This is a genomic window from Vreelandella hamiltonii, assembly GCF_014651775.1.
Lineage (GTDB): Bacteria > Pseudomonadota > Gammaproteobacteria > Pseudomonadales > Halomonadaceae > Vreelandella > Vreelandella hamiltonii.
On record NZ_BMXN01000040.1, the window covers coordinates 1 to 12719 of the forward strand.

The following is a 12719-nucleotide window of genomic DNA, read 5'->3' on the forward strand; positions in this document are numbered from 1 at the left end:
GAGAGTCAGAATTTGGGTGCCGTCCATGTCATACCTGCTGCCGTTGTGGAGACTATATTCTGGCCTGGCTCAGGGAATGAATTCCACACTCAGCGTCGAAGAGCCAAAATTAAGCGCTACTTAACCCTCGCCAGCGCCGCCCTTGGCATGGCCGCCGCCACGACCGCTCAAGCCGAAGATGGCTATGCGGCACCAGACAGTTGGCCAGCGCCCACTGAGGAACATAATATGGGTATGGCACTGTTTGATCGGCTCGAATATAGCGTGCCTGATAAAGGCCCAGAAGCCGTGGTATGGGACTTTCAAGGCTGGTACGGCGGCGATATCAACCGCATTTACCTAAAGTCAGAAGGCGAAAATGTCCAGGGCGACGGCGAAGATGCTGAGTTTGAGTCTTTGGAACTACTCTATAGTCGTTTAGTGGCTGATTTTTGGGAGTTACAGGGGGGGATCGGTTATCAAGGCGGTGTTTTCTCCGATGATCACGCTGAACGCACTTATGGGGTTGTCGGCCTGCAAGGCGTAATGCCCTACGGCATTGAAACCGACGTGGCATTACAAGTGAGTGAAGATGGCGACGTGGCCGCCAGTTTTGAAGGCGAATACGATCTGCGCCTGACTCAGCGGCTCTACCTACAGCCGCGCACCGAAATTGCCGTGGCCGCCAGTGAAGTTGAAGAATTTGGCGTGGGCGAAGGCCTTAACTCGGTTCGTGCTGGCCTACGGCTAGGCTACGAAGTGACCCGACGCTTCGCCCCCTACATCGGTGCCTATTGGGAGAAAGAATACGGCGACACTGCAGATCTCTCCCGAGCCAGTGGCGACAACACTGAAGATACTGGAGGTGTTGCCGGTGTTAAACTAATGTTCTAACGACTCTGACAGTGTGTAACTTTTAACGTCACCAAATGGTGGCGTTTTTTATTATTTTTTATTTTTATATTCAGCTTCATTTCAAAAACCCCAGCTAATATAACCATGTAACCAACCACTGGAGTAGTTATCATGAAAGTTAAATCAATTCTCTTTGGAGCGCTTGTAGCTAGCATTCTTTCAACGCCTGCATTGGCTAACTATGGGACGACCATCCAAGATTTGCCACTACTTGAAAGAGGCGTCTCTTCTACACAATTGCTGGCCCAAGGCCAATCAAAGCGTTTCAATATTAACATTCAACAAGCGACTACGCTGAAGATAGCAAGTGAGCACTTCCCAGGCGCAACCAGCACTGGTAACCGTATCTCTGCTGTGCTTTACAATGCAGCTGGACAGCAGGTGGCAGAAGCATCCAGCCCCCGTGGCCATTTTGAAATGGTTCGCCAATTGCAGCCAGGTAATTATCAGCTTGAAGTAACAGGTAATGCATTGGGAGGTACTAAAGAAAAGGACAATAACCGCTATGAGTTACATGTTGACTATTAATATATAGTCAATGATTTAAAATATAGGGCCAGCCTTCATGCTGGCCCTTTTATTTAGCAGGCATGTCTATCGTTGCATAAGCCTATTTGTAACCGTAGCTAGAATATTAAAATAAAAGAGTAGGGTGTGCTTGCCTGTGTGTGGCACATAGGTTCTATGCTTTTAGTTAACATTACTTTTTTAGCAAAGGAGGCACAATGCCAAGGTCAGCACCCACTACCTCTGCACGGGTTTACCGGATGAAAACCGCCGAGCATATGTGCCCGTTCGGTTTGAAAACGCTTGATCTACTCAAGCGTAAAGGCTTTGAAGTTGACGATCACACGTTAACCTCCCGTGATGAGATAGACGCGTTCAAGGCTCAAGAAAACGTCGACACTACGCCCCAAGTGTACATCGGTGATAGCCGCATTGGAGGCTATGAAGAATTACGCAAACATTTGGGAATGAGCGTTTCCAATTCAAAAGAAAAGACTTATCGGCCCGTGCTGGCGATTTTTGCCGTCGCACTGCTAATAGGTCTATCTATTAGCTGGGCCGTACAGGGTTCGTTACTCACAGCGCGTATGCCGGAATATGCAGTGGCTGCCGCTATGGTGCTACTTGGCCTACAAAAACTGCAGGATGTCGAAAGTTTCAGCAATATGTTTTTGAACTACGATTTGCTGGCTCAGCGCTATGTGCCCTACAGCTACGTTTACCCCTACGCCGAAACACTAGCTGGCCTGCTCATGCTGGCCGGGGCATTAACCTGGTTTGCCGCGCCGCTTGCCCTATTTGTTGGTACGGTAGGTGCCGTCTCTGTATTTAAAGCCGTGTATATCGACAAGCGGGAGCTGAAGTGTGCCTGCGTCGGCGGAAACAGTAATGTGCCGCTGGGCTTTGTATCGTTAACTGAAAATCTGGTAATGATCGCCATGGGTCTGTGGATGCCATTACGCATGTTGGTAGGTTAAGCCTACCTCTCTTACACCAAAGCATAATCTGGGTCAGATAATTAACTGGACTATATCCAGGTTGTATTCAGTTAATTCAACCAGACTTGCGTAGCACTTATCCCGCCTTATTCATGAGTGTGCTGATTGAGCATCGCGAAGCCCCAGGTTGCTGGCACCGACTCCCAGCAGCCGTATTTGCGGTGTGAGTACCTGCCGATATATACCCAAACAGTACGGTTTCTTTGTTGCTATATAACCTTCAGTAATCGATTCCGGCCATCAGGCAGGGCAGCCGTGATCGCCAGCCATCGTGATGGCCGCCTTGCGCTTGGATCGGTTGTGATATCAACCGTGTATCAGCTCAGTGCGGTCAGCTTCGGTAGCCCCTTAAGCAAGGTGGGCCACCATTTGTCAGCGGCATCGCCAAGGTGAACAGTGATGCGCCGGGCGTGTAGCGAGATAGTGGACGCGATCTTGAGCACTTGCTCGCGCATCCGGCTCAGGCTCCAGCCTTGGTGGGTTTGCCGCTCCAGGAGGCAGCGCAGTCCATGCAAGACCTGGTAGGCGTAGAGACTCAGTAGCAGACTCACTTCGTTGCGGGCCATCACCTCTTGAACGGTGGAAGCGCCGCGGTCGGTCGAGGAGAGATGCACGTCGAGTGCTGATTTCACCTCGCCCATGTGCGCCTCGGCACTACCGCGCTTACGGTAGAGCGCCAGAACCTTCTCCGGCGGCCAGTCGAACTGGCTGAGATTGGTGACCAGGAAGAAGGCATGCAGCAGTAGTGATGCGGCAATATCGATTTCAAAATAGTCCCTTATTGTACGGCAGGCACTATCTACGGCTGAAGTGACTTGCCCTTTACCCACAAAATCGACAATCACGTCCTCCTCTTTGTCAATAAGAGCATCTTTAACTAGTGATTGGCGAAGGTAGATGTCACGAACAAGAGCGCTTACGCTACCTTGATGCTCATCCCGCTTCGCCTCAGGAAGACGACGGAAGTCTTCGCCCAACGAGGCACTACGCGGCGGAGTAGGCAGAAAAAAAGTTATGAAAGGCCTATGGTAATGCTTAACCATTTTCATCAATTGGGGCTGAGTGGGTGAACGGTCACCCGCTTCATACGCTGCCAACATTTCTGAGCCGGTCACTCTCTTTCCGCCAAGGGCTAGTTTGCTAGCCGCCTCCTCGAGGCTTAGGCCAGCAGTTTCTCGAGCCCACTTGAGAATTTATGGATTTGCTTTGGCCATGTCTAGTCCTAACCCCACCGGTATTTTGGGTGCCGGTACGTACATAGTGAATGAATCAGCTTAGCTCTTTAGAATAGAGGATATAAAGAGGAGGACAGCGTGTTTTCCCGCATAATTCGTTATTTTGGCAATTCGGACGCGTCAGCATCTAGTTGGAATTGCCATCATCCAGCATTAGCACTACGGTTGCCAAGGAACAGAGCGAGAAACCTGAATATTTTGGCGATCATGATTTAGTAACTGGCCGGTTGCTTGCTAGCTTATGCCCATGCAGTTTGGGTAGTAGGGCAATGGTTATTTCCTTCTTGTTAAATTAAGTATTTTTTTTATTTTTTTTATTTGTTTTTATTTTTTCTATCTATATTCAAATCCAGGATATTGAGTAGTACCTATGCTAGTCCAGCAAAATCTATATATTTAAATAGCAGGTGGTCACTACTTGGCCACCTGTCTCTTTAAGGAAGACTGAAGCTAGTACTGGCTATATTTGATGCCGAAGACATCGATTTCATGAACGCAATGACGCTGGCTCACTTCTCATCCTTATTTCTTTGATGATGACCGAAATGGCGATGCATGAGGAAATGCATGCCAAGACAGAGTGTCAGGGGAAGCAACAGCCAGGCCCCAGTGCCCAGTGACTGGCCGCGCCACATTAGAAAGAACATGGCCACGCCCATAATTACTAAGCAAGCAGTCATCATCCAGTGGTGAATGCGGTTCATTTGGCGTCTCCTTGTGGGTTGTTTGTGGCGAAGCGCCGCTTGAGTAGCAGCGAGTTGCCAATGACGGAGAGAGAGCTTGCGGTCATGGCGATGACGCCGATCATCGGGTGCAGCAGACCAATCGCGGCGATGGGAATGGCTGCCACGTTGTAGGCACTGGCCCAGATCAGGTTCTGAACGATCTTGCCGAAGGTGGCGCGCGAGAGGTGCATGGCCTCCACCACCCCGGTCAGCTCGCCGCGCACCAGGGTCACGTCGGCGGCCTCGATGGCCACGTCCGCCCCGGCGCCGATGGCGATGCCCACGTTGGCCTGCTTCAGCGCCGCGGCGTCGTTGATGCCGTCTCCCACCATGGCCACGTGGTTGCCGTGCTTCGCCTGCAGGGCGCGAATGGCGTCGACCTTGCCCTCCGGCAGCACCCCGGCCTGGACCTCATCGATGCCGACCTCCTCGGCCACGGCCCGGGCGGCACGCTCGTTGTCGCCGGTGATCATCACCACGTGCAGGCCCAGCGCATGCATGCCGCGGATGGCCTCGACCGACTCCTCCTTGAGGGTATCGGCCACGGCCACCAGGCCCAGGGCCTGGCCGTCGGCGGCCACGATCACCACGGTGCGCCCCTTCGCTTCGAGCTTGCCCATGGCGTCATCCAGGGCCTCGAGGCCGGCCACGCCTTCCTCCTCGAGCAGCCGGCGATTGCCGATCAGCACGCTCGCGTCGCCCACCCGGCCCGAGACGCCGCGGGCACCGGTGGAGCGGAACTCGCTGACCTCGCCGGGCGTCACATCGCGTTCCTTGGCACCGTCGACAATGGCCCGGGCGATGGGGTGCTCCGAAGCGTTCTCCACGCTCGCCGCCAGGGTCAGCAGGCGCGTCTCCTCGACGCCCTCGGCGGCCACCACCTCGGTCAGCGTCGGTTCGCCGCGGGTGATGGTGCCGGTCTTGTCCAGCACCATCACCTTGACGTCCTTGAAGGTCTGGATCGCCTCGCCGGAGCGGATCAGAATGCCGCGCTCGGCACCGATGCCGGAGCCCACCATCAGCGCCGTGGGCGTTGCCAGGCCCAGCGCGCAGGGGCAGGCGATGACCAGCACCGCCACGGCGGCCAGGATCGCCAGCACCGGGGTGGCGGCCTCGGGGTTGACCCAGGGCAGGAAGGTCGCGCCCCAGTCGAGGATCGGGCGCAGGGCATCCGGAATGAGCAGCCACGCCGCCAGGCTGGCCAGGGCGATCAGGATCACCGCCGGCACGAAGCGGCCGGTCATGCGGTCGGCGAACTCCTGGATCGGCACCCGGGAACCCTGGGCCTGGTCGATCAGGCGCACCACTTGGGAGAGAAAAGTATCGCCGCCGACCCGGGTCGCCTTGACCCGCAGGCGCCCCTCCTTGTTGATGGTGGCGCCGATCACGCTGTCGCCGGGGCTCTTGTAGACCGGGATCGATTCACCGGTGGCGATGGACTCGTCGAGATGGCTCTCGCCCTCGACCACCTCGCCGTCGGTGGGGATCTTGTCGCCGGGGCGCACGATCATGATGTCGCCGGGCGCCAGCTCCTTGACCGGCACCTCGACCTCCTCACCGTTGCGCTCCACCCGGGCCGTCTTGGCGCCCAGGGTCAGCAGGCGGCGAATGGCCTGGGAGGCGCGCCCCTTGGCCAGGGCCTCCAGGTAACGCCCCAGCAGGTGGAAGGTCATGATGGTGGCGCCCATCTCGATGAACGAGGTCATGGGGGTAATGAAGCCGACCAGGCCGATCAGGTAGGGCGGCAGGCTGCCCATGGAGATCAGCACGTCCATGTTGAAGGTGCCGTTCTTCAGCGAGCGCCAGCTCGAGCGGTGCGTGGCGGCGCCGCCGTAGAGAAAGATCACCGGGAAGGCCAGCAGGGCGACGATGGCCAGGTAGCCCGGGATCGGCTGCCAGAACATGTGCGGCATCATCAACAGCATGATCAGGGTGGCGGGTATGCCGGCGATGATCAGGCGCTTGCGCGCCTGGGCGAGGTAGGCCTCCTCGATCTCGGCGTCGCCGTCGCCCGCCTCCTGCTCCTCGGTCTGCACGGCGGCCACGTCATAGCCGGCCCCCTCGACGGCGCGCTTCAGCGCCTCACCATCGGGGCCACCGGCCTCGATGGTCACACTGACGCGGTGGCTGGCGATATTGGTCTGGATCTCGCCCACGCCATCGAGGCGTTCGAGCGTCTTGCGCACGATGCCGGCGCAGTGGTCCGAGCCCATGCCGGGCACCGTCAGGCGAATCTGCTGCTGGCCACCACCGCTGACGGCGGCCACGTCATAGCCGGCACCCTCGACGGCTCCCTTCAGGGTGTTGCCGTCGGGTCCGCCTTCCTCGACCGTCACGCTGACATGATGGTTGGCGATATTGGTCTGGATCGTGCCCACGCCATCAAGGCGTTCGAGCGTTTTGCGCACGATGCCGGCGCAGTGGTCGCTGCCCATGCCGGGCACCGTCAGGGTGATCATGTTCGGGGTCGAATCGGACATCGTGTACCTCCTGCTGGCGTTGATGAGAGAACGGCCAGGGTTGGCCGTCCGTCCTAATGCCTACGCAGTGACATCTCGGTCAGTGGTGGGCGTCGTGGTCGTCAGAATCGACGCCGCTCTCGGGTGTGGCCTGCTCCAGCTGTTGGCGCTGCTCGTCGCTCATCAGGTCATGCATGGCATTTCGCATGCGCACCATCTCGGCCATCATCTCACCGTGCAACTCGGCCATCTGTCCGTGTAGCGCCTGAACCTCATCAGGGTCTGGGCGATCGCCGTGCATCTCCGCCATCAGGTCGTCGCGTAGGTTCATCATCCGCCCCATGCGTTCGAACTGGGCAGGTCGGTGCTCCTGCATCAGCTCACGCATCTCGCTGCGTTGATCATCATCGAGCATCAACATCATGTCCATGCCGGCGCCGCCCATCATCGGGCAGGGCATCATGCCGCCGCCCATCATTTCCCCCATCATGCCGGGCCCCATTCCGCCTTGGCCGCCACCCATCATGCCGGAACCCATGCCGCCCTCCATCATGGAGCGTCCCTGGCCCGCTTGGTCACCCATCATTCCCTGGGCGAAAGCAATGCCGGTACCACTGGCTGCGAGGGCCAGGGTGAGTCCGAAGGCGAGAGTGTGCTTGCGAATATCCATGGTCGTTCTCCTTAGCGACAGGCCTATATCAGCGACAGGCCTATATCAAAGGCCGATGCCTGAAGTATTGAGGCTATGTGTAGCACCTAGGTCAATTCTCAATATGGCATTCAGGCATGCCCAAGGCATCTCAGGGCGTGAAAGTAGGCAGTTTGTTGACCTGTATCAATTTTGGTAATTCGGCAACCTGCCTGCTGCACTTGGGTTGCGTGTGTCTGTGAAGCCATGAAATACTCTTAATATCCTCCACTCGATAGTGATTACTTCTTTGTCATGAATTGCTCCGCTTTTAAATGGCTGCTTTGTTTGCTGCTAAGCCTTGCCTTGGCGCAGCCATTGATGGTCATGGCGATGGATCATCATGAAGATGAACCTTGTCTGTTCACTGACATTGATCTAGCCAGTGGAGCGATCGACGTTGTTGGGTCTGTCAGCATTGGCGACCACGATGCCTCTCATATGGCAGAGTGCTGTATGCCCTGTGCTCAGTGTGCGGTAAACCTAGCGCTGCTTATCGAAGACGCAACCTCCGCCACGTCGACCTTGCCTCGTTATCTGGTCAACTGGTCGCCAGCTCCGCGCGCGCTCTTTGATCGCCCTCCTCGCGTTTAAACCTTCATCGCTGAACGTTCAGCTCGCCTATGGCGGGCCAAGATGATGATTTTAATCACGAGGAATAGCCATGAAACGTCGCGAATTTCTTCGCTACACCACCCTGGGTGGTATTGCCCTATCTGGGTCTGGCCTATTGGTTCACGCTTTGGCCGGACGGCATACACAGGCGTCACCAACAGCTCTGCTAGATAACGCTAGCATCCCTGCAGGACAACCCCTTCAACCATTGCCTCGGATTGCAAACTTGAGTGATCAGGTTGGGCGCTTTCAAAGTGTGTTAACCCCCGCTGCCCATGCGCTGCCAGTGAGCGATGGGCTGGAGGCAAAGTTGTGGCTCTACAACGGTAAAGTGTTGCCATTGATTGAGGTGCGCGAGGGGGATGAGTTAGACATTACGCTGATAAACGAGCTTGAGCAGGAAACGACGCTGCACTGGCATGGGGTACCGGTGCCCCAGTCGCAAGATGGGGCACCCTGGGAAGCCGTATTACCAGGAGAGTCACGACATTATCGTTATGTTTTTCATAGGGGGAGTGCAGGGTTACACTGGTTTCACCCCCACCCACATGAAGGTACTGCGCGTCAGGTAGCTCATGGTTTAGCGGGTGCATTGTTGGTCAGGCCCCGATTAGGCGTGTTGCCCGCGGAGGTGGAAGAGCATTTGCTAGTGGTCAGCGACCTGCGCCTGAATATGAATGGCGAAGTGGCGCCCCATACCAGCGAAGATTGGATGAATGGACGCGAGGGGGAGCTTCTGTTGGTCAACGGCCAACGCGAGCCACGTCTTGATGTGGCGCCGGGCACTACTCTGCGGCTGCGGCTGGTCAACGCCTGTGCTGGCCGGTACTTGCGTTTACGCTTGGAAGATCACGAGTTGACCCTGATCGGTACCGATGGCGGGCTGATCGAGCGACCACAACCACTCGAAGAGTTGCTGCTCACCCCGGGTGAGCGGGTCGATCTGCTAGTACGCATCAGCGAGAAATCTGAAAGGAGTTTTGAGCTGGCGAGTCATCCCTATACACGTGGTTGGATGGGGGCTAAGCCGGCACATCTGGACGAGATTGCTTCGCTATTATCGATTCATACCCTAAATACTGGCGTATACCCCGCCGTCGCGTTACCTGACCCCTTGTCCCATATCGAACCCCTGGGCGAACCAGTGGTGAGACGTCAAGTGGAACTGACCGAGGTGATGCCAGACCATGACAATCACGGTGCGGTGAATGGCGATCCGCATGCCGGCCACGGCGGCAGTGACAGCCATCACGGAACCCATGGGCCGGGGCATGGGGCGAGTCACGCTAGCGACGATGATAGAGCGGTTCGACCCAAGGTGGATTTTCTGATCAACGGCCGTGCCTTTGCCATGAACGACGTCCTGTTTGAGGGGCAGGTTGGCGAGGTAGAGGAGTGGGAAGTCTTCAATAACTCCCATATGGATCACCCCTTCCATGTGCATGGCACCCACTTTCAGGTGATCGCTACCCGCGATGCTGACAGGGAATGGCGAGACGCGCCCTGGCTGGCCTGGAAGGACACCGTCAACCTGGCTCCTTATCAGCGTCTCAGGCTGCGCATGGTGTTCCTCAAGCCCGGCGATTGGCTGTTCCACTGCCACATCATCGAACACGAAGAGCTAGGCATGATGGCAACGATCCGTGTGAGTTGAGCTTGCCTTGCCTTGCCTTGCCTTGTTTTGCTTTGGCGTTGCGCGTTGGCTTTGCGTGGTGCTTGTCCACCTGACGACTGATAAGGACGTGATGTCATGACCTATTATCGCTGGCCACTCGCCGTGGCCTTCCTGCTTACCTTGCTTTCAGGTTGCTCCCGAGAACCGAGTAGTATCAGTCTTGAGCAACTGCGAGAGCAGACCCATATTCACGGCCTAGCCGTTGATCGATCGACTAGCGAACGACTATGGTTGGCCACCCATCATGGCTTCTATGCCGTTGGTAGTGATGGAATGGCCCACCGGGTCTCGGAGGAGACCCATGACTTCATGGGCTTTGCTCCTCACCCAGAAGAAGCCGAGACCTTCTTTGCCAGCGGCCACCCGGCCAGAGGAGGCAACCTCGGCGTGGTTAAGTCCCAGGATTCAGGCCGCAGCTGGTCACAATTAGCTATCGGCGTTGACGGCCCGGTGGACTTTCATCAGATGACCATCAGTGAGGCCAGTCCCAACGTACTCTATGGGGCCAATAGTGGCCAGCTCCAAGCCAGCCAGGATGGTGGAGCCAATTGGCAGATTCGCGCCCAGGCGCCGGCCGGGCTGATTTCACTGGCTGCCTCGAGCCGTGATCCCGAACAACTCTATGCCGCCACCCAAACCGGGCTATTGATGAGTCCTGACGGAGGCGAACGATGGCGACAAGTATACCCTGAGCGTCGCCCTACGAGCCTGGTGGTGGCCAGCCAAGGAGAGCTTTACGCCTTCATGATAGGGGTAGGCTTGCTGAGAGTTGGGGAGGGCAGCCGGGATTGGGAGGTAGTCAAGCGTGGCTGGGAAGAGCGCTATCTGATGCATCTGGCGCTGGATCCGCACGACTCCCAGCGTTTGGTGGCGGTTGATGACCTCAATCAACTGCTGATCAGTAATAACGGTGGGCGCGATTGGTCGCACCTCTAATGAATTGGGAGATACCACATGTTGCAATATCCCCAGATTGATCCAGTGGCCATCAGCCTCGGCCCGTTCGCGATTCACTGGTATGGCCTGATGTATGTGGTGGGCTTCGGCGCCGCCTGGTGGCTTGGGCGCCTTAGAGCTAATCGGCTTAAGCTAACCCACGATGACATTAGCGACCTGATCTTTTACTCCGCGGTAGGCGTAGTGGTTGGTGGCCGGTTGGGCTATGTCCTGTTCTATGGAATAGAACAGTTTATGGCCAACCCCTTATGGCTGTTCAAAGTTTGGGAAGGCGGTATGAGCTTTCATGGTGGACTGCTCGGGGTGCTGGCGGCGACGCTATGGTTTGCGCGAAAGCATCGGCTCGGCTTCTTTGCCCTAACCGACTTCATCGCACCACTGGTGCCGATCGGTCTTGGTGCAGGGCGAATCGGCAATTTCATCAATCACGAGCTGCCGGGGCGCGTCAGCAACCTGCCCTGGGCGATGCCGTTTCCCCACATGGGCCCAGAGCCACGCCACCCCTCTGCGCTTTATGAATTCGCCCTGGAAGGGGTGGTGCTGTTCGTGCTGCTGTGGTGGCTTTCCGCTGAACCGCGTCGGCGAGGCCTGATCTCTGGTCTCTTTTTGCTGCTGTACGGCGTATTCCGCTTCACGGTTGAATTCGTGAGGTTGCCGGACGAACACATCGGCTTCCTTGCGTTTGACTGGGTCACCATGGGAATGCTCCTGACTACCCCGATGATACTGGTCGGCATGGCACTGATCACCTGGTCGCGCCAACAGCCGGTGGAGAATCATAGCCAACCCGGTTTATATCTGCGCCGCCGAGAGAGGAAGACACAATGATACTAACGCTTGGGCACTCCCACACCATCACTGCCATTACTATTAAAACGGGGCTAGGCGCGTTGCTTGTTGCTACGCTGCTGAGCACTTCACCTGTGCTTGCTGAAGAAACAGGGGAGTGGCCACTGGGCCACTACAGGTTGCCTGAATACGGTGACCTGATTGGTGAGGCCTATAAGGTAGTGGTAGACAACGAGGCGGATACGCTCCTCGATATCGCCCGTACCCATAACCTGGGCTACGAGGAAATCCGTCGGGCTAATCCGAACGTCAGTCTTTGGGTGCCGGGCGTCGGAACAGAAGTGGTCGTGCCAGCCCAGCACATCCTGCCCGATGCCGAGAGGACTGGCATTGTAATTAACATCGCCGAGTTGCGTCTCTATTATTATCCGGAGGTAGGCGAAGGTGAGGTGCCCCGAGTCGAGACCTATCCGATCGGCATTGGTCGAGACGGCTATGACACCCCACTGGGAATTACCACCACTACCATGCGGCTTGAGGATCCTGCCTGGTATCCGCCACGTTCCATGCGTGAAGAAGCGGCGGCGCGGGGCGAATCAGCACCCGCCGTGGTGCCGCCAGGTCCCGATAACCCACTCGGCAAGCATGCCATCCTACTCGATATACCTGGTTATCTAATTCACGGTACTAATGATCCAGACGGCATTGGCATGCGCGCTAGCCGTGGCTGCATACGCATGTTTCCGGAAGATATTAAAGCAATATTCGGTGCTGTGCCTTTAGGTACTCAGGTTAATATCGTCGATCAGCCCATCAAGGTCGGCTGGGACGATGGCACTGCGTTTGTGCAGGTATATCAGTTTCTTGGAGATCAGAATCACGGCATACAATCACTGCTTGAGACGCAGCCGATGCTCAATCAGTACATCGTGGATCAATCGGTAAATTATGCACAACTCCAAGAACTGCTGGAGAGGTCCGACGGTCAAGTAGTGCCCATCGAACCGCCAACTCAGGATGAGCTTGTAGAAGAGCAAGAGCAACCCTTGATACTGTTTCATGAGGTGGGTCTGAGTTAAGCTCAGTTCTTGTGTATGGAGGGCAGTAGAGAGGGTGGCGTATCCTGTTGATTGATCTCGCCAGATCACAACCAACATAGGACGGATACGCCATGAGC

10 protein-coding genes and 1 pseudogene are annotated in these 12719 nt (G+C 56.5%); 7 read left to right on the forward strand and 4 right to left on the reverse strand.

The genetic code is table 11. From position 1 onward, the window contains the following. The first annotated feature begins 147 nt into the window (after positions 1–147). The 3 genes from IE091_RS17850 to IE091_RS17860 all read left to right on the forward strand — a co-directional run bounded on the left by IE091_RS17850 (position 148) and on the right by IE091_RS17860 (position 2378). Positions 148–873 (forward strand): copper resistance protein B, encoded by a 726-nt coding sequence (locus IE091_RS17850; protein WP_050980316.1) that lies wholly within the window; start codon positions 148–150, stop codon positions 871–873. A 132-nt stretch (positions 874–1005) separates the two neighbouring features. Next, positions 1006–1422, forward strand: coding sequence for a hypothetical protein (locus IE091_RS17855; protein WP_156808516.1), 417 nt, complete (start codon positions 1006–1008; stop codon positions 1420–1422). A 239-nt stretch (positions 1423–1661) separates the two neighbouring features. Continuing rightward, positions 1662–2378: a MauE/DoxX family redox-associated membrane protein gene (locus IE091_RS17860; protein WP_229800895.1), complete on the forward strand. Its 717-nt coding sequence runs from the start codon at positions 1662–1664 to the stop codon at positions 2376–2378. Positions 2379–2716: 338 nt separating this feature from the next. Here IE091_RS17860 and IE091_RS17865 read toward each other — a convergent pair. The 4 genes and pseudogenes from IE091_RS17865 to IE091_RS17880 all read right to left on the reverse strand — a co-directional run. Continuing rightward, positions 2717–3145, reverse strand: a pseudogene (locus IE091_RS17865) (transposase); the annotation flags it as partial. Between the two features lie 998 nt (positions 3146–4143). Further along, complete coding sequence (locus IE091_RS17870) at positions 4144–4338, reverse strand: DUF2933 domain-containing protein (RefSeq protein WP_016915536.1); 195 nt, start codon at positions 4336–4338, stop codon at positions 4144–4146. Continuing rightward, the gene (locus IE091_RS17875) at positions 4335–6839 is read right to left on the reverse strand and encodes a heavy metal translocating P-type ATPase (protein WP_016915537.1); all 2505 of its coding nucleotides are present in this window, start codon (positions 6837–6839) and stop codon (positions 4335–4337) included. The genes IE091_RS17870 and IE091_RS17875 overlap by 4 nt, the downstream gene beginning before the upstream one ends. A gap of 79 nt (positions 6840–6918) precedes the next feature. Next, positions 6919–7488, reverse strand: a complete 570-nt coding sequence (locus tag IE091_RS17880; RefSeq protein ID WP_016915538.1) for a Spy/CpxP family protein refolding chaperone — start codon at positions 7486–7488, stop codon at positions 6919–6921. A gap of 682 nt (positions 7489–8170) precedes the next feature. On the opposite strand from IE091_RS17880, the gene IE091_RS17885 reads away from it, so the two are divergent. From IE091_RS17885 to IE091_RS17900, 4 genes are all read left to right on the forward strand, one after another. Continuing rightward, entirely contained in the window at positions 8171–9775 is a 1605-nt protein-coding gene (locus IE091_RS17885) for a multicopper oxidase family protein (RefSeq protein ID WP_026001907.1), read from the forward strand. A 96-nt stretch (positions 9776–9871) separates the two neighbouring features. Next, a complete protein-coding gene (locus IE091_RS17890) occupies positions 9872–10732 on the forward strand; it encodes a F510_1955 family glycosylhydrolase (protein WP_026001908.1) in 861 nt (286 codons plus the stop codon). An 18-nt stretch (positions 10733–10750) separates the two neighbouring features. Then, positions 10751–11581, forward strand: coding sequence for a prolipoprotein diacylglyceryl transferase (lgt, locus tag IE091_RS17895; RefSeq protein WP_016915542.1), 831 nt, complete (start codon positions 10751–10753; stop codon positions 11579–11581). After that, positions 11578–12621 carry a L,D-transpeptidase family protein gene (locus IE091_RS17900; RefSeq protein WP_189464272.1) on the forward strand — a complete coding sequence of 348 codons (1044 nt, stop codon included), beginning with the start codon at positions 11578–11580 and terminating at the stop codon, positions 12619–12621. The genes lgt and IE091_RS17900 overlap by 4 nt, the downstream gene beginning before the upstream one ends. Positions 12622–12719: the final 98 nt, after the last annotated feature.